Below are 20,234 nucleotides of genomic sequence, written 5' to 3' on the forward strand. Positions count from 1 at the left end.
GATGGCCGCAACAGGGATGTTGAAGCCGCTCCGCTTCCCGCGCTTCTGGCTGGGCCTGTGGTGGTTGGCGATCGCGCTGACCATCATCGTCTGCCTGATTCCGCCACCGCCGCTGGACCTGCCGCCGAACAGCGACAAGGTCGAGCATTTCCTGGCGTACTTCCTGCTGGCCGGTTCGGCGGTGCAGATCTACCGCACGCGTGCGGCGCTGCTGTGGGCGTGCGTCGGCCTGGTCGGCCTGGGCGTCGGCATCGAATTCCTGCAGGGCGCGTTGACCGTCAACCGCATGGCGGACCCGATGGATGCGCTGGCCAACAGCGTGGGCGTGCTGGCCGGCATGGCGCTGGTTTTCACGCCGTTGCGCGATGTGTTGCTGCGCCTGAAGGGCTGATCCCGGAGTGCGGGAGCAGGTTGCCCGATTTCGTTCGCGGACTGTGGTGGTAGGGTCGGTTACCAAACGACTGCACGTGGTGCCGGCCAGATCCGGTAACGCATGACCGTTGATCGGTAACGGCTCTGCAACCTGAAACGGCAAACGCATCCTTTGATGAAGGTCATGCGTTACCGAATGTTGACCCGTTCACGGCGGTAGTTTGGGAACCGACCCTACCGTGCGTGGACGCTCCATCTGCGCGGTGCCGGCCATCGGCCGGCACCGTGTTGCGGTCAGCGCGGCACCAGCTCCAGGGTGTCCAGCACCCACATCGTCGGGCGCGTGTCGCCGGTGAAGCGCACGCACAGATCCTGCGTGCCCTTCACCGAACGCGGCAGCGCGGCCTCCAGCGTGATGAACCCATCTGCGCCCGGGGTGGCCGGCAGCGGCACCGAGGCCAGCGGCTTGCCATCGCACTGCGCGTTGAGGATGTCCATTTCGCCGTGTGCGCTGCGCGCCTTGACGAAGCGGCGCTGCGGTTCGTCATGGGCCAGCTGGAAGTAGTACGGAATCTGGCCGGCACGCACGCGCAGCGTGGCGATGCCGTCCACGTTCGCGCCCTGCCACAGCCAGCACGGGTTGAAGATGTTGACGTTGAAGATCGCGCGCGCACCGTCCGCCGGGCCGTCGTCTTCCAGCCGCAGCAGCAGCTTGCCTTCGCCGGGGCACATGGCCAGCTGCTCGTCGGTGCGGCGGAGCAGCGAGCCGGCGGTGACATCGAAACGGCTCGCCGCCTTGGCCAGTGCCTGCCCGTCGAAGAACGTGGCCGCCTGCAGGCCCACCGGCAGTGGCTGGGTGAGCGGCGCGGTGTACTGCGGCGACTGCGCGGTCACCGCGCTGCCATCCACGCTGTAGTGGATGTCGTAGCCCAGCGGCGTGCGCAGCGCCAGGGTGGCGGTGCCGGCCTTGCGGTCGTCACTGATATCGGCCTCCACCTCGAACGGCGTCTGCGCATACGCGATGCCCATCGCCTGCCAACGCTGCAGCTGCGTGGGCAGGCGGGCCAGGAAGTCGGCGAAGTCGCGGCGCTCGCGCGGCGACCAGCCGGTTTCGGCCACGGCCGCCAGGCGCGGGAACAGGTTGTGCTGCAGGCGCGCGTAGCTGCGCGTGTGCTCGGTGAACATGTTGGCCTGCAGGCCCAGGATGTGCTGCTGCTTGTCTTTGGCCAGCGTGTCGGGCACCGGCTCGAAGCCATAGACGCGCCCGAGCGGGGTGCTCAGCGGCCGGCCCGGCGGCTCGTTGGGCGAGTTGGTCTGCAGGTAGTCCATGTACATGTCGGTGACCGGCGACATCACCACGTCGTGCCCTTCGCTGGCGGCCTTGAGCCCGCCTTCGGTACCGCGCCAGGACATCACCGTGGCCTCGGGCGGCAGGCCGCCTTCGAGGATCTCGTCCCAGCCGATCAGGCGCCGGTCGTGCTGCTCCAGGTACTTCTCCAGGCGCTTGATCAGGTGGCTCTGCATTTCCATTTCATTGCTCGCGCCCACCTCGCGCATGCGCGCCTGCACGCGCGCCGATGCCTCCCACTGGTCCTTGACCGCCTCGTCGCCGCCCACATGCACGTACTTGGCCGGGAACAGCTCGATCACTTCGTCCAGCACGTTCTCCAGGAACTGGAACGTGCTTTCCTCGGTGTTGAACAGGTTCGGGAACACACCCCATTCGCTCAGCGGCTGCAGCGGCGTGTCGATGGTGCCCAGCTCGGGGTATGCGGCGATCGCGGCGGTGGCGTGGCCGGGCACGTCGATCTCGGGAATGACCTGGATGTGGCGTGCCGCCGCATAGGCGATGACCTCGCGGATCTGCGCCTGCGTGTAGAAGCCGCAGTACGGGCGCGGCGCGCCGGTGGCCGGGTCGCGGCCGCCATCACCGGCCGGAATGCGGCAGCTGCCCACGCCGGTGAGTTTCGGGTAGCGCTTGATCTCCATGCGCCAGCCCTGGTCGTCGGTCAGGTGCCAGTGGAAGGTGTTGAGCTTCTGCTCGGCCATGGCGTCGAGCACCTGCTTGATCTCGTCCAGGCTCTGGAAGTGGCGTGCCGAATCGAGCATCAGGCCGCGCCAGCTGAAGCGGGGCGCATCGTCGATGCGCAGCGCGGGCACGGCGCCCTTGCTGCCACCGGTCAGCAGCTGCGACAGCGTGGCGGCGCCGTAGAACAGGCCGGCCTCGGTGGCGGCCTGTACGGTGATGCCGCGCGCATCGCTGCGCAGCTGGTAGCCCTCGGCGCCCGTCTTGAGGCTGCCGTCGAGCACGAAGCGCACGCCGTCGGTGCCGCGCGCGCTGGACAGCTGCAGCGCCGGGCCGCCGCTGCTGCGCAGCACGCCGGCGAACTGGCCGGCCACGCGGCGGGCGGTGTCGCCCTGCGCGCGCAGCGCGGTGCTGGCGGTCACGGTGTAGCCGGCGCCATCGATGCGTTCGAGATGGGCCGGTGCGGGAATCAGGGGGAGCGACCCGGGCAGGGCGCGCGGGCCGGGCGCGGCCGCGGTATCGGCGGCATGCGCCAGCGGGGCCAGGGTCAGTGCCAGTGCAAAGGACAGCAGCGACAGCGAGGTACGACGGGCGCGGGTATGCATCGGGTCATTCCTTTGGTGCGGTTTAAAAAAAACGGGCCCGGAAGTCCGGGCCCGTTTCAGGTGTACAGCTTTACCACATGGCGCGGATCGATCAGTACTTGAAGCGGAAGTTCAGGTAGTACTGGCGACCGTTGGAGTAGAACGAGGTCGGAATGGCCGCGCTCTGGTAGTACTTGTAGGTCGGGTTGTTGAGGTTCAGGCCGTCCAGCGTGATGCTCAGCCAGTCGGTGGCCTTGTAGCTCAGCGACGCCGACAGCGTGCCGAAATCATCCTGGTAGTACGGGTTGGCACCGGACAGGCTGATCAGGAACGACGAACGGCGGGTGTAGCTGACGCGTGCACCGAAGGTGTCGTTCTCGAAGAAGGCGCCCACGTTGTAGGTGTTCTTCGAGGTACCCAGCAGGTTGTGGCTGCCGTCCGCCCAGGTGTGCGCCGAGGTGCCGTTGGCGTAGGTGTAGTTGGCGTTGATGCCGAAGTTTTCGCCGATCGGCTGCTCGTAGGCCACTTCCACGCCGGTGACCTTGCCGTCGGCATTGATCGGGGTGGAGACCGCGTAGGTTTCAAGCTGATTGGTCAGTTCGCTGAAGAGCTGCTTGTTGACCACGTCGAAGGCGATGTAGTCCTTCATGTCCATGTGGTAAGCACCGACCGACAGCAGGCCGCGCGGCATGAAGTACCACTCCAGGTTGGCATCCAGGTTGGTCGACAGGGTCGGCTTCAGGTTCGGGTTGCCGCCGCCGCCGGTGCGGTTCAGGTCCGAGCCCCACGCCGAAGCACCCAGCGCCGAGTAGTCCGGCAGGGTCTGGGTCTGCGACGCGGCGACGCGCAGCACCAGGCTGTCATCCAGGTCGAACTTGATGTTGGCGCTCGGCAGCACGCGGCTGTGCTTGTTCTGGAAGGCCTGGCGCTGCCACATGCCGAACAGGCTGCTCACGTCGGCGCGGGCCGGGTCGCTCACCGCCAGGAAGGTGTCGATGTCCTGCTTGATGTCGACATAGCGCAGGCCGACGTTGCCGCTCCACCAGTCACCGGTGAAGTTGGCCTGCACGTAACCGGCGAAGTTCTTTTCCTTCACCTTCCACTCGGCACCATAGTTGTGGCGACCGCTCGGACCGTCGTTGTTGTACAGCCAGGTGGAGTTGTTGATGATGGCGCTCTTCAGCGCATCCGGGGTGTAGTACCAGAGGTCGCGCGGGAAGTTGCCACCGACGCCACTGGCGAAGTTGCCCGGGAACTGACCGGTGGCGCTGCCCTGCAGCGCAGACCAGATGTCGCCCGGCGAAGCGCCTTCCGGCGACAGCGCCTCACGCTCGTGGTCGGCAAAGCGCAGGCCGAAGTCCACCGAGCTCAACGCGCCGGCCGAGAAGTACTGGCTGAAGTCCAACGTTGCCCAGTCTTCCTTGTCCTCGGCGGTGACTTCCTGGTTGCCCCAGGTGCCGCCCCACGTTGCACCGGCCGGGCTGAGGTCGCCGCCCACGTTCCAGTCCACCGGGGAGCTTGCGCCGTGCGTGGTCCAGCTCGCGCCGCCACCAATGGCCGAGTTCAGTTCGGCGATGAACTGGCGCGGGGTGGAGCCTTCACCCTTGGTGGTGCCGGCCTGGAACTTGGCATTGAGGTTGTCGTTGATCTGCCAATCGGCGTCGAAGGTGACGTAGTTGGTCTTCGCGGTGGCTTCGCGATAGATCATGTCGTAGACCGCGTACGGCCTGCCCGCAACGCCGGCATAGGTGGCATTGCTCAGCACGCCGTCGGTGATGGTGTAGCCCGGGTTGGGCGCCTGCACCTTGGCGAAGCTGTTGCCCCACATCATGTAGTTGCGGTTGTAGTTGTTCGCTTCCAGCTTGGAGCTGAAGCCGCTCAGCTGCAGGCTGAGGTTGTCGATCGGCTTGAACTCGATCGTCAGCAGGCCGCCCTTGCGGGTACGGGTCTGTTCGAACAGGGTGGAGCCCAGCAGGCCGGGCACGTTCACACCGACCAGGTCCGGGTTGGTGAGCGCAACCGGATCGTTGGCGGCAATCTTGAAGAAGCCGCCGGGAATTTCCTGCGCTTCGCGGCGCAGCTCGCGCTTCTGGTAGAAGGCCTGCAGCAACACGCCGAAGTTGTTGGCGTCATTCTTGTAGTTGAACAGCGCCGAATACTGCGGATCGGTCGAATCGGCCTGGTCCGAGCGCACGGCGCCCACCGAGGCTTCGGCGCTGAACTGCTTGGAGAACTGCAGCGGGGTGCGGGTGATGATGTTGACCGTACCGGTGGTGCCGCCGTCCTGCAGCTTGGCCTGCGAGGACTTGTTCACTTCCACCGAGCTGACCAGCTCGGACGGCAGCAGCGAGTAGCTGACGCTGCGGCCCACGTTGTTGCCCTGGCTGAGCACGAACCAGTCGGCCGAGCCGACGCTGTGGCCGTCGATCAGGGTCTGGGTCAGGCTTGGCGCCGTGCCGCGCAGGCTGACGCGGTCGGCTTCATCGAAGCCACCTTCGTCGGCGCTGGCCGAGCTGATGTTCACGCCGGGCAGGCGCTGCAGGGTGTCGGCCACGTTGTGCGCCGGCAGCTTGCCGACGTCTTCGGCGGTGACCACTTCCAGGCGCGAATTGGCTTCACGCTTGGTGTCGAGGGACTTTTCCATCGAACCGCGGATACCGGTAACGGTCACGGTGTCCAGGTCGGTGGCGGTGGGCTGTGCGTCCTGCGCGTGGGCGCCGAAGGCGATACAGCTGAAAATGGCTGCCGAAAGCAGGCTCTTGCGGTGGTTCATGATGTCTCTCCTCATCAAGCGTTAGTGCGCCAGCGACGGCGTGCGGTTTGCGATGCGTACGACCTTGCCCAGCGACCGTTGCCGGTGCGCGACTTACCTTCCACGTACTGCGTGTTCAAGCGTCCGTGCGGCCGAGATACCAACTGGCGGCGCCGATGACGCCCAGCTGCCCGTGCTCGACCACCTTCACGGGAATACGTTCCAGCGCCTCACGCATCGGCCCCTTGTTGAGGTAGCGGGTGACGAAGGTGCTGTTCAACAGGAACTCGCGGATCTGCGGCAGGATCCCGCCGGCCAGGTACACGCCCCCGTGGGCGCCGTACTGCAGCGCCATGTCGCCGATGGTGCTGCCGAGCAGGCCGCAGAAAATTTCCAGGCTCTGGCGTGCCAGCACGTCCTGGTTGCCCACGGCCGCGGCGGTGATCGCATCGGGCGTGGCCAGCACGGCCGGCTGGCCTTCGATGGCGCACAGGGCGCGATAAAGATTCATCAGGCCGGGGCCGGACAGGGCATGTTCGACCGACACGTGCGCGTGCTCGGTCTGCATCTGCCGCACGATCGCCATTTCCAGTTCGGTGCTCACCGCCAGCGTTGGCTGCCCGGCTTCGGTAGCCAGCACCACGGCGCCGTGCGCGGTGGGAATCCACAGCGCCGCGCCCAAGCCCGTGCCCGGGCCGACCACCAGGGTCGGGCCGCGCGGGGCGGTGGCCGGGCCGGTCAGCTGCAGCACGCCGCTGGCATCGACCTGGGCGGCGGCGTAGGCCACGGCCTCGAAGTCGTTGACGATGTAGACCGCTTCCAGGCCGAGGTCGGCTTCGATCCGGCGTGCCGACAGCGGCCACGGCACGTTGGCGGTGATCACCGTGCCGTCTTCACGGGCATACCCGGCGGTGGCCACCACGCAATGCGCGGGGCGTTCGCCGTCGGCGATGAAGGCCTGCAGGATGGCGCTCAGGCCGGGGTAATCGGCATTGCGGAACTTGCGGTATTCCAGCAGCTGGACCGGATGGGCCGGGTCCTGGCTGGCCTGAACACGGGCCACGCGGACATGCGTGCCCCCCACGTCGGCGGCCAGGAACGGCGGCGGCATCGCGGCGGGGGCATGGGCCGGTACGGCGTGGGCGGCTGCGGTCACACGGGCTCCCTTGGGATACGTACGGCCAGGTCTGGACCCGGCGATTGAGCGGAGTCTGTAATCGTTCTGACAACGATGTCAACGATAACCTCACACTTTCGATGCTGCGCCGCAGCGACCTGTGTCACAAGAAAACGTTTTCAGTCCACTCCCGTCAAGATTTCGTAAAGCCGTTGCAATCAGTGGCCGCGTGAAGGCGTGGCGGGGCGTTGCGGCCTCTTTGCGCAGGTGCAGCACGGGGTTTTCTGCGATGTGCGCAGAAACCAATTGTTGACAAAGCCGGGTGGCCCATCGAATAAATGTGACAACGTTGTTCCCAGCCACTCTTCCGACGCCGCCCGCGCGCCGTCGATGCAGGAGCCTTCCAGATGTCTGCAGTGCCTGCTGCCTCCGCGCGTTCAAGCGTGGTCACCTCGATCATGATCATCGGGGTGCTGTTCTTCCTGATCGGCTTCTTCACCTGGCTCAACGGTCCGTTGATCACCTTCGTCAAGCTGGCCTTCGAGCTGGACGAGGTGGGCGCCTTCCTGGTGCTGATGGTCTTCTACCTGTCGTACTTCTTCCTGGCGCTGCCGGCCTCATGGATCCTCAAGCGCACCGGCATGAAGAAGGGCCTGAGCCTGAGCCTGCTGGTGATGGCGGCCGGTGCGGTGGTGTTTGCGCACTTTGCGCAGCAGCGCTGGTACCCGGGCGCGCTCAGTGGCCTGTTCATCATCGGCAGCGGCCTGGCCCTGCTGCAGACGGCGGTCAACCCGTACATCAGCATCCTCGGCCCGATCGAGACCGCCGCGCGGCGCATCGCGCTGATGGGCATCTGCAACAAGATCGCCGGCATGATCGCCCCGTTCCTGATCGGCACGCTGGTGCTGCACGGCATCGGTGACCTGTCCGACCAGGTGGCCAGCGCCGACCCGGTCACCCGCAACGCGCTGCTGGACACCTTTGCCGCCAAGATCCAGATGCCGTACATGGCCATGGCCGGGCTGCTGGTGGTGCTGGCGGTGGGCGTGCTGTTCTCGCCGCTGCCGGAACTCAAGACTGCCGAAGCCAACGCCACCCCGGCGCGCGCGCCCGGCCTGGCTGAGCGCACCAGCATCTTCCAGTTCCCGCACCTGTGGCTGGGCGTGCTGTGCCTGTTCGTGTACGTGGGCGTGGAGGTGATGGCCGGCGATGCCATCGGTACCTACGGCCACGGCTTCGGCCTGCCGCTGGACCAGACCAAGCTGTTCACCTCCATTACCCTGTTCGCCATGCTGGTGGGCTACCTGGCCGGCCTGGCGCTGATCCCGCACCTGGTCTCGCAGTCGCGCTACCTGAGCATTTCGGCCAGCCTGGGCGTGCTGTTCTGCATCGGCGCGCTGCTGACCCACGGCTATGTGTCGGTGGGCTTCGTGGCCGCACTGGGCTTTGCCAACGCCATGATGTGGCCGGCGATCTTCCCGCTGGCGATCCGCGGGCTGGGCCGTTTCACCGAAACCGGCTCGGCGCTGCTGGTGATGGCCATCGCCGGTGGCGCGATCATCCCGCAGGCGTTCGCGGTGCTGAAGCAGCATTTCGACTTCCAGTGGGTGTTCGCCGGGCTGATGGTGCCGTGCTACCTGTACATCCTGTTCTACTCCCTGCGCGGCTACCGGATCGGACTGCCCCGCGACGGGCAGTGATCGGCGATCATGGACGCTCAACCGGTGAGCCAGGAAAAGAGCATGCGCAGAGCGACCATCAAGGATGTCGCCGAACGGGCCAAGGTGTCGTTGAAGACCGTGTCGCGGGTCATCAACAACGAACCGTCGGTCATGCAGGCCACGCGTGCGCGCGTGCTCCGCGCCATTGCCGAGCTGGACTACGAGCCCGATCCCGCCGCGCGCAACCTGCGCACCGGTACCACGCTGGTGATCGGGCTGGTCTACGACAACCCCAACCCGTACCACATCATCGGCGTGCAGAATGGCGTGCTGGCCGCGTGCCGCGAGACCGGCTTCGGGCTGCAGATCCATCCCTGTGATTCCAGCTCGCCGATGCTGGCCGAGGAACTGGCCGACTGGGTGCAGCGCTCGCGCCTGGCCGGGCTGGTGCTCACCGCGCCGATGTCCGAGCGCCGCGACCTGGTCGCGGCACTGACCGCACGCGGCATCAAGCTGGTGCGCATCATCGCCGCCACCGCCGATCCGCAGGATGGCGCGTGCGTGTTCGTCGACGACCGCGAGGCCGCCTACGAGATCACCGAACACCTGATCCAGCTCGGCCACCAGCGCATCGGTTTCCTCTGGGGTGGCTCGTCGCACCGCTCCAGCGGCGAACGCCATGCCGGCTACGAGGCCGCATTGCGCGATTACGGCATGACCGTCGACAAGCACCTGGTGGTGCAGGGCGACTACACCTTCGACGACGGCTTCCGTGGCGCGCGCCGCCTGCTGGCGCTGCGCGAGCCGCCCACCGCGATCTTCGGCTCCAACGACGAGATCGCCGCGGGCGTGCTGGCGGCGGCCAAGTCCGCGGGCATGAACGTGCCCTACGACCTCTCCATCGCCGGCTTCGAGGACAGCCCGTTCTCGCGCCAGTCCTGGCCGCCGCTGACCACCGCCAAGCAGGCCACCGAAGACATCGCGCGCCACGCCGCGCGCCTGTTGATCGCGCAGCTGCGCAGCGACGCCTACGACGATGCGCCGCTGCAGCTGCAGAACCAGGGCTTCGTCCCGCAGCTGGTCGTGCGCGGTTCCACCGCGCCGATGCGGCCGCTCGCGTCGCGGCCCCCCACTCCTGAAACCACCTGAGCCCCGCATGTCCTTGCCAGCCCCGCACGACACCCTGATGTTCCGCGAAGCCGCCGAAGCGGCCGACGTGATCGCCGCGCAGTTCGCGCGCAACGAAGCGACGGTGCAGACGCTGGCCGCGACCCTGCGCGCGGCGCCGCCGCCGTTCGTGGTGACCTGTGCGCGTGGCAGTTCCGACCATGCGGCCACCTACGCCAAGTACCTGCTGGAAACGAAGCTGGGTCTGGTCACCGCGTCGGCGTCGCCGTCGGTGGGTTCGGTGTACGAATCGCCGCTGCAGCTGCGCGGCGCGCTGTACATCGTCATTTCGCAGTCCGGCAAGAGCCCGGACCTGCTGCGCAATGCCGAGGCCGCGCGTGCCGCCGGTGCGCGCGTGGTGGCGCTGGTGAACGTGGAAGATTCGCCGCTGGCGCAGCTGGCCGAAACGGTGATTCCGCTGGGTGCGGGCGCCGAGCGCAGCGTGGCGGCGACCAAGAGCTACCTGGCCTCGCTGTCGGCGATCCTGCAGCTGGTGGCCTACTGGAGCCAGGATGCCGGGCTGATCGCCTCGCTGCGCACGCTGCCCGACGCACTGCGCCAGGCCTGGAACTGCGACTGGTCGGCACTGACCGACGGCCTGGTGCCGGCGCACAACCTGTTCGTGGTCGGCCGTGGTCTGGGCCTGGGCGCGGCGCAGGAAGCGGCGCTGAAGTTCAAGGAAACCTGCGGCCTGCACGCCGAGGCCTACAGCTCGGCCGAGGTCAAGCACGGCCCGATGGCGCTGGTCGGCCCGGGCTTCCCGGTGCTGGCCTTCGCCCAGCCCGATGAAACCGGTGCAGGCACCCGCGCGGTGGCGGCCGAGTTCGCCGCGCGCGACGCGCAGGTGTGGCTGGCCGCGCCGGACGGTGACCTGCCGCTGCCGCAGGCACCGCACCCCGCGTGTGCGCCGCTGCTGACCGTGCAGGCGTTCTACAAGGCCATCAACGCGCTGGCGCTGCGACGCGGGCACAACCCGGACCTGCCGCCGCACCTGAACAAGGTGACGGAGACCGTCTGATGAAGACCGTCCTGCGCAACGCCCGCATCCTGGCCGGCGACGAGTTCCGCGACGACCTAGCGGTGGTGATCGAGGACGGGCGCATCACCGCGCTGGTCTCCGACGCCGCGCCGCAGCTGGGGCTGGCCGACGAGCAGGTCGACCTGGGCGGCGGCTGGCTGCTGCCCGGCTTCATCGATGCGCAGGTCAATGGCGGCGGCGGGGTGCTGTTCAACAACACCCCCGACGTGGCGAGCCTGCGCACGCTGGCCGCCGCGCATCGCCGCTTCGGCACCACCGCGCTGTTGCCGACGCTGATCAGCGACGACATGCAGGTGATGCGCAAGGCGATCGACGCTACCCGTGAGGCGATCCGCGAGGGCGTGCCCGGCGTGATCGGCATCCATCTGGAAGGCCCGTACATCGCGCCTGCGCGCAAGGGCACGCACGACGCCAACAAGTTCCGCGTGCCCGATGCCGAAGAAATCGCGCTGGCCGCCTCGCTCGACAACGGCGTAACGCTGCTGACCCTGGCCCCGGAACGGGTGCCGCTGGAGAGCATCCGCGCGCTGGTCGAGCGTGGCGTCATCGTCGCCGCCGGGCACACCGCGGCAACCTACGAAGAAGCACGCGCGGGGCTGGATGCCGGTATCCGCGGGTTCACCCATCTGTACAACGCGATGTCACCGCTGACCGGGCGCGAGCCGGGCGCGGTGGGCGCCGCCCTGGAAGACCGCGACAGCTGGATCGGCATCATCGCCGACGGCGTGCACGTGCACCCGGCCAGCCTGCGCGTCGCGCTGGCGGCCAAGCCGCGCGGCAAGGTGATGCTGGTGACCGACGCGATGCCGCCGGTCGGCGCCGACAGCCCCAGCTACGAACTCTATGGCGAGGTGATCACTGCCGTGGACGGCGTGGTGCGCAACGCCGCCGGTTCGCTGGCCGGCTCCGCACTGGATATGGCCACCGCCGTGCGCAACGCGGTGCACCTGCTTGGCCTGCCACTGGACGAGGCCGCACGCATGGCCGCGCGCTATCCCGCGCAGTTCCTCAACGTGGATGACCGCCTGGGCGAGATCGCGGAGGGCTACCAGGCCGACCTGGTGCTGCTCGACGATGCGCTGCAGGTACGCAGCACCTGGATTGCCGGACAGCGCGAGGACGCATGAGCACGCCCCTGTCATCGCGGATGGGCTCCATTGATGCCCTGCGCGGGCTCACCGTGGCCGCCATGCTGCTGGTCAACAACCCGGGCGACTGGAGCCACGTGTATGCACCGCTGCTGCACGCGGAGTGGCACGGGTTCACGCCGACCGACCTGATCTTCCCGCTGTTCCTGTTCATTGCCGGTGTGTCGATGGCCTTCAGCCTCGCGCCGCGCGCCATCGATCCCGCCGCGCGCCCGGCATTGAGCCGCACGCTGCTGCAGCGTGCGCTGCGCATTCTCATTGCGGGCGCGTTGCTGCACGTGCTGGCCTGGTGGTTGTTCGAGCTGCCGGCGTATCGGCTGTGGGGCGTCCTGCAGCGCATCGCGCTGTGCGTGGCGGTAGTGGGCCTGCTCGCCATCCACACGCGGCAACGCACGCAGTGGGGGGTGCTGTGGGGCCTGCTGCTGGGCTACGCAGCGTTGCTGCTCGGTGCCGACACGCTGGCGCCGTGGCTAAATCCGGTCAGCCAGGTAGACACCGCGTTGTTCGCGCCGTTCCTGTACAAGTACGACGCCATCACCAAACTTGGCCATGATCCCGAAGGCCTGCTCAGCAGTGCCGGGGCGATTGCCACCACGCTGCTGGGCCTGCTCGCCGGGCGCTGGTTGCGTGCCGGCAGCCTGGGCGCGCTCGCCGGGCTTGCGCTCGCGCTGCTCGGTGCCGGCCTGCTGCTGGCGCCGATGCTGCCGTTCAACAAGAACCTGTGGACGCCCAGCTACGTGCTGTGGAGCGGTGGGTTGTCGATTGCGGCGCTGCTGCTGGCGCACCTGCTTATCGACCGCATGGGTTGGCCTGCCATCGGCCGCCGCTTCGGTGTCAACGCCATCGCGGCGTATCTGGGCTCGTCGGTGATGGCACTGGTGCTGATCTCCAGCGGCGCGTGGGCGGCCTGGTACGCGCTGCTGCTGTCGGCGTTGCCGACTGCGCCGATGCTCGCCTCGCTGCTGTGTGCGGCAGGCTTCGTCGCGTTCTGGTGGGTGGTCGTATGGGTTCTCGACCGGCGTCGCGTGTACTTCAAGATCTGACCGATCTTGACCTTTCCGTCACGTCGGCAGGTAAACAGTAGGCCCGCCGGCCCTACGGGGGGAACCAAAGGTCCGTTGCAGTACCCACCTCACTCGATGAAAGGAAGGGTGTATGCAACACCATGCCTCCGCGCCGGCCCGCACAGGGCTGGCCTCTGCTGTCGCGTGCTGCCTCGGAATCGGCTGGCGGGGTGCGTTGGGGACCCTGTTGCTGGGCACCGTGACGCCAGCCTGGGCCGGCTGCGACAACACTTCGCCCACCAGCGGACAGACCGTCACCTGCAGCACCGCCGCGCCCAATCCGGATACCACGCCGGTCGCCAGCCAGGTCGGGTCGGCCAACGTCACCATCAACGTACAGAGCGGCGCGCAGCTTGCGCTGGCCAGCGGCGTGGCCATCGCGCTGGACGGCGGCGGCGGGCAGCAGATCAACAACAGCGGCAGCATCGTCAACACCGGCGGCTTCGCGATCCTCAGCAACACCGCCACCACCGTGATCAATCGCGGCGTCATCAGCGGCAGCAGCGGCGCGCTGTTCCTCGGCGCCGGCGCCGACCGCGTGGAGATGCTGGGCGGTACCATCACCGGCGGCGTGCTGCAGGGCGCCGGCACCGACACGCTGGTGATGCGCGACGGGGTAGTCGACCGTATCGACCAGGGCGATGGCCAGGACAGCCTGGAGATCAGCGGCGGTACCGTGACCGGTGAGGTCAACCAGGGCCGCGATCCCGACACGTTCGTGATGACCGGCGGCACGATCGGCTCGCTGGTGCAGGGCGACGGCTACGACAGTTTCCGCATGACCGCCGGCCACATCGTCGGCGGCTTCGACGACGGCGATTTCGCCGAAATGACCGGCGGCCGCATCGGCCGGGTCAACATGAAGCTGGACGACAACGTGTTCCGGATGTCGGGCGGCAGCATCGATGTGAATCTGGTGACCGGCCTCGGCAAGGATCTTGTGGAGCTGTCCGGCGGCGATATCGGCGGCAACATCAGCGTCAGCGGCGGCGATGACGTGGTGAGGATCACCGGCGGCAGCGTCGGTGGCAACGTGCTGCTCAGCGTGGGCAACGATCGCCTGGAATGGAGCGGCGGCGGCGTGGTGCGCGGCCTGCTGGATTTTGGCGAGGGCAACGACAGCGCCAGCCTGGCCAACCTGACGCCCGCCCAGCTGGGCGTGCTGTCGGCGTTCGACGGCGGCGCGGGCACCGACCGGCTCGACATGAGCAACGTCAAGACCGGCGGCGTGGCGCGTTTCAGCAACTGGGAGCAGGTCAACGCCACCGGTGGGACCGAGCTCGACATGGACGGCTCGCTGACGCTGGGCGATGCGGCCAGCGGCACCGGGTCGCTTTCCGTTGACGCCAACAGCGCGCTGCTCGCCGGCGGTGGCCAGGGCCGCGTCGCGCCGTTCGGCGCCGGCCAGCGTGTCACCGTCACCAATGCTGGGCGCATCGATCTGGGCAATGGCGCGAGCGCGCCCGGTGATGCCTTCACCATCGTGGGCAACTACGTGGGCAGCGGCGGCACGCTGCGGCTGCAGACCGTGCTGGGCGGCGATGCGTCGGCGTCCGACCGGCTGGTGATCGCGGGGGGAACCGCCACCGGCAGCACCGTGATGAACATCCTCAACGTGGGCGGCGCCGGCGGCAGTACCGTGGCCGATGGCATCCTGGTGGTGCAGGCGGTGGATGGCGCCACCACCAGCCCCACCGCCTTCGCGCTGGGTGGCTCGGTATCGGCCGGCGCGTACGACTATTTTCTCTTCAAGGGGGGTGTGAACGCAGGTACCGGTGAGAGCTGGTACCTGCGTTCCACCATTGTTCCCGGGCCGGTGCCCGCGCCCGTGGTGGTGGCGACGCCCGGCGACCCCACACCGGCGCCGACGGTGAGCCCGCTGCTGGTGCCGCCGACGCCGAACGCGCGGCCCTCGGAGCTGGCGGTCATTCCCATCTACCGCGTGGAGACGCCGCCGTACGCGGTGGTGCCACCGCTGGTCCGCGAAGCGAGCCTGGCCAGCCTGGGCGCGTTCCATGAGCGGCAGGGCGAACAGCGCCTGCTGCGCGGCGAGGGAGGGTTCCGCACGGCCTGGGGCCGCATGATCGGCCAGAGCCACGAACAGCATTGGGAAGGCGATGCGCAGCCCGGCTTCGACGGCGATTTCGTGGGCGTGCAGGCCGGCGCAGATCTGTACGCGCATGCCGGCGACAGCCGCGACCAGATCGGCGTGTTCGTCGGCCGTACCCGCGCGCGCGGCAACGTCACCGGTTTCGCGCTGGGCTGGGAGAACGTCGCCGCCGGTCGCGCCAGCCTGGACGACAAGCACGTGGGCCTGTATTGGACCCGCGTGGGAGCCGCCAACGGGTATCTGGATGCGGTGCTGATGCGCAGCCGCTACGACGGCGACAGCGTGTCCAACCGCGGCATCGGTGTGGACCTCAAGGGCGACGGCACCACCGCGTCGCTGGAGATCGGCAAGCCGCTGCTGCGCCTTGGCCAGTCGAACTGGTGGCTGGAACCGCAGTTGCAGGTGATCTGGCAGCGCACCGCCATGGACGACACCGCCGACGCGGTATCCACATTGAAGATCGACACCGACACCGCCTGGACCGGCCGCGCCGGCCTGCGCCTGATGGGCGATTACCGCCTGGCCGACACCGGCTGGCAGCCATACCTCAAGCTCAACTACTGGCAGGCGCTGAGCGGCGAAGACCGCATCGACATCGGCGGCGACCCGCTGGTGAGCCAGCAGGCCTACCGTGCGCTGGAGGCCGGCGTGGGTGTGGTGGCGCGCTTCAATGCCAACGTCAGCGCATTTGCCGTGGCCGACTACACGCGCGACCTGGAAAGCAGCCGGCAGAAGGAGCGCACGGTGCTGGAGGGCAACATCGGGCTGCGGTTCGATTTCTAGCGCAGCGAGCCGTTGCTCCGGCACGGGTCATGCGTTACCGGACGTGGACACGGCGAGGGCGGTTGTTTGGGAACCAACCCTACCGGCAGGCCATCGTGTGACTCCGCACGGGCGGTTGTTCGGGATCCAACCCTACCGGCAGGCCATCGTGCGACTCCGCTTTGGTAGGGTCGCATCCCAATCGACTGCCGTGGAAGGGCCAACGTTCGGTGGTGGCATGACCGTTGGCGGAGACGCGCGTTCTGCTCCGCCACAGGTCATGCGTTACCGGACGTGGACCGGCGAACCGCTGCGATTGCCTGGATGCGCGCCCGTGCCAATGCATCGCCGACGGCCGGGCCCTTCAGGTGGGTCAGGTCCAGGTCGCGGGCCTGCACGGCCAGCGCCGCCTGGTGCACGCGCTTGAGTGTTTCGCCCTGCGGGTAGTCGCTGTCTTCGAAGCCGAGCCGGCCGCGCTTGTCCGCTTCGCAGCAGAGCGCGATACGGGCGATGCGTTCGGGGCGGCGGAAGCCGTCGAAGCGGCCCAGCAGTTCCAGCACGGTGGCATCGCGCAGCTCGTCGATGCGGTGCACGTTGAGGTGGTCGCGGCAGACGGCCTCGGCCAGCTGGCGATGTTCCAGCGGCACCTTCATGCGTTCGCACAGCGCCTGCAACGGTTCGAGACCGCGCTGTTCGTGCATGAGGTGGCGCGGCCATTCCGATTCGGGGGTGAGTCCCTTGCCCAGGTCGTGGGTGAGCGCGGCGAAGCCGACCAGGTCGTCGCCGGGGGCGAGCCGCGCGGCCATGTCGCTGACCATTTCCTGGTGCACGCCGGTATCCACCTCCGGATGGAACTCGGCGCGTTGCGGCACGCCGTACAGCGCCTCCAGTTCGGGCAGCACCGCGCGCAGCGCGCCGGCGTCATGCAAGGTGCGCAGGAACGCCGAGGGCTGCGCCGAACCCAGCGCACGGCGCAGTTCCTGCCACACGCGTTCGGGCACCAGCGCGTCCAGCTCGCCACTCTCGGCGATCTGCCGCATCAACTGCAGGGTCTCGGGTGCGACGGTAAAGCCGAGCGGCGCGAAGCGCGCCATGAAGCGTGCCGCGCGCAGCACCCGCAGGGGATCTTCAACGAAGGCCGGGCCGACGTGGCGCAGCACACGCTGCTCGATGTCGCGCACGCCGCCATACGGGTCCACCAGCGTGCCGGTGGCCTCGTCGCAGGCGATGGCATTGATGGTGAAGTCGCGGCGCAGCAGGTCCTGTTCCAAGGTCACCGACGGATCGGCATCGACCACGAAGCCGCGATAGCCGCGGCCGGACTTGCGTTCGGTGCGCGCCAGCGCGTATTCCTCGCCCGTGTCCGGGTGCAGGAACACCGGGAAGTCCTTGCCCACGGCTTTGTAGCCCAGGGCTTCCATTTCAGGCTGGGTGGCACCGACCACCACCCAGTCGTGGTCGCCGGGCGAGCGCTGCAGCAGGCGGTCGCGCACCGCGCCGCCAACGAGATAGATCTTCATGGGGTCAATCGCCGCCCTTGTCCGCGTCGGTCGGGCAGGTGAAGGATTTGCGCTTGGCCTGCAGCCGGCCGTTCATGCGGTCGGTGACCGGCAGCGCGTTGCCGTTCAAGCGCCAGTCGTAGATCACGCTGAAGGCCAGCACGCGCGCCACGTATTCGCGGGTTTCCTTGTAGCTGATGGTCTCGATCCAGATGTCCGGATCGAAGTTCGGGCGCTGCGACTGCCAGCGTGCGGTCGGGGTCGGGCCCGCGTTGTAGGCGGCGATCGTCACGTAGGGCAGGCTGTCGTACTTGTTCATCAGCTGGCGCAGGTAGGCGGTGCCGATGGCGATGTTGGTGTCGGCGTCGTACAGGCTGGCCGCACCGCCATAGTTGGTCAGCCCGACCGACTTGGCCACGCTCGCGCCGGTGGCCGGCAGCACCTGCATCAGGCCCATCGCATTGGCCGGCGAGCGCGCCTTCGGATTGAAGATGCTCTCGGCGCGGATCTCCGCCGCTACCCAGGCGGGATCGATCGCATTGCGTGCCGATTCGCGGCGGATCGCATCGTCGTGATGCAGCGGGAAACGCAGGCTGTACAGGCGCTGCTCGTCCGGGGTCTTGCCGAGCGAGAACACCGCGCGGTCGAACCAGCCGTTGTCGCGCGCCACTTCCACCGCGATGCGGCGCTGGGTGGTATCGAAACGGGTCAGCGCGTCGTTCCATTCGGCCACGGCCCAGCCGGCGCGTTCGATCTTGAACAGCTCCATCGCACGCACGATGGCCGGGTCACGCGCCACGGCGGCCTGCGCCTGCTTGCTGTCGTTGGGTTCCCACGGGCACAGCGTGTAGGTGCTCTGGCCCAGCTGGTCGGCGGCCAGGAAACCATGGAAGGTGGCCGCGCGCGCGGCCTCGCGGTACAGCGGCAGCGCTTCGCTGCGCTTGCCGGTCTTGTCGAGCATGCGCGCCTCGAAGTAGCGCCAGCGCGAGTCGCTGCGCTGGGTCGGGCCCATCTTGCGGATGGCGCTCAGCGTTGCCGGCCAGTCGCCGCGCGACATCGCCTCGCGCGCACGCCATTCGTGCAGGCGCTCGTCGTAGGCCGAGTCGGGCACGGCATTGAGCCGGCGCGCGGAGTCCGGGCCGTAGGAGGCCACCGTCCACAACGCGATCTGGTACAGCACATCGGCCTGCTGCGCGGCAGTCAGCTGCAGCGCGTTGGCGTACTGCGGCAACTGCTGCTCGGTGGCGTCCGGGTCGGCCTTGGCCAGCTTGGACAGGCCATCGGTCGCGATGCGCCGGCTGCGCTCGTTGCGCGGCCAGTTCAATGCGCCGGCATTTGGTTTGTCCACGAACGCGGCGTAGGTATTGGCCAGTGCCAGGTCCGCCGCGGGCAGGCCGCGGGCGGCGCTGCGCATCACGGCGGGCTGCTGGGCATCGGCGGCGGCATCGATGCGCGCCCAGCGCAGCTCGGCGCTCAGCCCGCCCTTGGCGTCCAGCACGGCAAAGACAGGATCGCAGGCGTCGGGCAACGACTTGCCGGTGCTGCGCCAGATCGCCTGGGCCTCGCTGATCCACTGCGCATCGGCCTTGCCGGTGGCCTGGCGGGCATTGAGCTGGGCGCAGCGCAGGCCGACATTGTCGGTGGGCGTCCAGTTGGCCAGCAGGGTCGGCCAGTCCTGGCGGCGCGCCACCGCCGGCAGCCACACGCTGCGGAAACTGCTGGCCACGGCCTGGCCGTTGTAGCGGGCAAGGAAGTCCTGGGCCTGCGCATTGCTGACGGTATCGATGCTGCGGCGCAGGTTGGCGTACTCCAGCCAGCCGTACAGCGGGTGCTTGCCCAGTGCCGCCGCCTGGCCAGGATCGAACTGGCCACGCTCGGCATTTTCGATGGCGGCTTTCATCTGCGCGCGCTGCGCGTCCAGGCTCTGGGCGCCGCTGTCGGCGACCACGGCGGTGCAGGCCAGCAGGGTGGCGGAACCGAGGATAAGCAGGGGGAGTCGTTTCATGCCGAAAGGATAGCGGGCGAGGGTGAAAGGGGGTGAGGGCAAGCCAACTCGATCATGAACGGCGGCCGTCGCCCTCCTGAACAGGCTCCTCGCCCAGGCGTACTGTCCGAGCTGCCGGCGCAATGGACCGCACCGTAGCGCCAGCCCATGGCTGGCTGCATTGCAGCAGCGAAGCGCCGGCCTCTGACCGGCTACCCGTGAACCAACGCCGTTCAACAAGGGGATCACCATGGCATTCAGTGCAGCAGGAACGTCCGGACCACTGGCCGACATCAACGTCACCCCGTTGGTGGATGTCATGCTGGTGTTGTTGATCATCTTCATCGTGACCGCCCCGATGGTGTCCATGCCCATCCCGGTCAATCTGCCGCAACCCACCACGGTGGTGCCGCCGACCGTGCCACCGCCGCCGATCGAGCTGCGCGTGGATGCCAGCAACCAGGTCAGCTGGAATGGCCAGGTGGTTGCCGTGGCCTCGCTCCAGCAACGCATGCAGGAGGCGGCGCAGGCCAACATCGGTAACGTGCCCGAACTGCGCATCGCCACCGACCCCAACGCCGAATACGACGTGATGGCCAAGGTGCTGGCGGCGGCGAACAACGCGGACATGGAAAAGATCGCGTTCGTGCAGCCGTAAACGCGCCGCGTACCCGGCCGGGGGAATCCCCCCGGCCGTAGAGCCACGCCATGCGTGGCTGTTTTTCGATGGGCACCGCGCAGCCACCCATCGGGTGGCTCTACCCTACGAGCGCAAGATCCGTCGCTTTTGCCTTCCGTTTGTCGGCTGAATACGCCGCCGATTGGCGTTTTCGTTAAGTGTGGGTGAAATAGGCATTTTCATCACACCTTCATCTTTACAGGTTGTTTACAAGGGAGACGCTGCCGCGTTTCAGGGGGAGACGAGGCGGTCCCAGACCAACATTCCTTT

The 20,234-nt window shown here is 67.9% G+C and carries 13 protein-coding genes; 8 read left to right on the top strand and 5 right to left on the bottom strand.

Annotated features, from left to right (window positions below):
- Position 1 precedes the first annotated feature (1 nt).
- Complete coding sequence (locus ACREPD_RS03860; RefSeq protein ID WP_431598072.1) at positions 2 to 391, top strand: VanZ family protein; 390 nt, start codon at positions 2 to 4, stop codon at positions 389 to 391.
- A gap of 275 nt (positions 392 to 666) precedes the next feature.
- Here ACREPD_RS03860 and ACREPD_RS03865 read toward each other — a convergent pair whose 3' ends face one another.
- The 3 genes from ACREPD_RS03865 to ACREPD_RS03875 all read right to left on the bottom strand — a co-directional run bounded on the left by ACREPD_RS03865 (position 667) and on the right by ACREPD_RS03875 (position 6,845).
- Entirely contained in the window at positions 667 to 3,003 is a 2,337-nt protein-coding gene (locus ACREPD_RS03865; protein ID WP_431598073.1) for a family 20 glycosylhydrolase, read from the bottom strand.
- A gap of 91 nt (positions 3,004 to 3,094) precedes the next feature.
- Positions 3,095 to 5,755 (bottom strand): TonB-dependent receptor, encoded by a 2,661-nt coding sequence (locus ACREPD_RS03870; protein WP_431598074.1) that lies wholly within the window; start codon positions 5,753 to 5,755, stop codon positions 3,095 to 3,097.
- A 115-nt stretch (positions 5,756 to 5,870) separates the two neighbouring features.
- Positions 5,871 to 6,845 (bottom strand): glucokinase family protein, encoded by a 975-nt coding sequence (locus ACREPD_RS03875; protein ID WP_431598109.1) that lies wholly within the window; start codon positions 6,843 to 6,845, stop codon positions 5,871 to 5,873.
- Between the two features lie 413 nt (positions 6,846 to 7,258).
- Between ACREPD_RS03875 and ACREPD_RS03880 the strand changes: the two genes are divergently transcribed.
- The 6 genes from ACREPD_RS03880 (at position 7,259) to ACREPD_RS03905 (ending at position 15,823) form a co-directional block, all read left to right on the top strand.
- A complete protein-coding gene (locus ACREPD_RS03880) occupies positions 7,259 to 8,551 on the top strand; it encodes a sugar MFS transporter (RefSeq protein ID WP_431598075.1) in 1,293 nt (430 codons plus the stop codon).
- A 42-nt stretch (positions 8,552 to 8,593) separates the two neighbouring features.
- Complete coding sequence (locus ACREPD_RS03885; protein ID WP_431598076.1) at positions 8,594 to 9,661, top strand: LacI family DNA-binding transcriptional regulator; 1,068 nt, start codon at positions 8,594 to 8,596, stop codon at positions 9,659 to 9,661.
- Between the two features lie 7 nt (positions 9,662 to 9,668).
- Positions 9,669 to 10,697: an SIS domain-containing protein gene (locus ACREPD_RS03890; protein ID WP_431598077.1), complete on the top strand. Its 1,029-nt coding sequence runs from the start codon at positions 9,669 to 9,671 to the stop codon at positions 10,695 to 10,697.
- Complete coding sequence (gene nagA / locus ACREPD_RS03895; protein WP_431598078.1) at positions 10,697 to 11,845, top strand: N-acetylglucosamine-6-phosphate deacetylase; 1,149 nt, start codon at positions 10,697 to 10,699, stop codon at positions 11,843 to 11,845. The genes ACREPD_RS03890 and nagA overlap by 1 nt, the downstream gene beginning before the upstream one ends.
- Positions 11,842 to 12,909, top strand: a complete 1,068-nt coding sequence (locus ACREPD_RS03900) for an acyltransferase family protein (protein WP_431598079.1) — start codon at positions 11,842 to 11,844, stop codon at positions 12,907 to 12,909. The genes nagA and ACREPD_RS03900 overlap by 4 nt, the downstream gene beginning before the upstream one ends.
- Positions 12,910 to 13,021: 112 nt before the next feature.
- Entirely contained in the window at positions 13,022 to 15,823 is a 2,802-nt protein-coding gene (locus ACREPD_RS03905) for an autotransporter outer membrane beta-barrel domain-containing protein (protein ID WP_431598080.1), read from the top strand.
- Between the two features lie 257 nt (positions 15,824 to 16,080).
- Here the strand turns inward: ACREPD_RS03905 and ACREPD_RS03910 are convergent, their stop codons facing one another.
- Together ACREPD_RS03910 and ACREPD_RS03915 are read right to left on the bottom strand one after the other, a co-directional pair.
- On the bottom strand, positions 16,081 to 17,322 hold the full coding sequence (locus tag ACREPD_RS03910; RefSeq protein ID WP_431598081.1) for a multifunctional CCA addition/repair protein: 1,242 nt from the start codon (positions 17,320 to 17,322) through the stop codon (positions 16,081 to 16,083).
- A 4-nt stretch (positions 17,323 to 17,326) separates the two neighbouring features.
- Positions 17,327 to 19,306, bottom strand: a complete 1,980-nt coding sequence (locus tag ACREPD_RS03915) for a transglycosylase SLT domain-containing protein (protein WP_431598082.1) — start codon at positions 19,304 to 19,306, stop codon at positions 17,327 to 17,329.
- A gap of 229 nt (positions 19,307 to 19,535) precedes the next feature.
- Between ACREPD_RS03915 and ACREPD_RS03920 the strand changes: the two genes are divergently transcribed.
- Positions 19,536 to 19,943 carry an ExbD/TolR family protein gene (locus ACREPD_RS03920; protein WP_431598083.1) on the top strand — a complete coding sequence of 136 codons (408 nt, stop codon included), beginning with the start codon at positions 19,536 to 19,538 and terminating at the stop codon, positions 19,941 to 19,943.
- The last annotated feature ends 291 nt before the right edge of the window (positions 19,944 to 20,234 follow it).

Source organism: Stenotrophomonas sp. (assembly GCF_050737075.1).
Taxonomy (GTDB): Bacteria; Pseudomonadota; Gammaproteobacteria; order Xanthomonadales; family Xanthomonadaceae; genus Stenotrophomonas.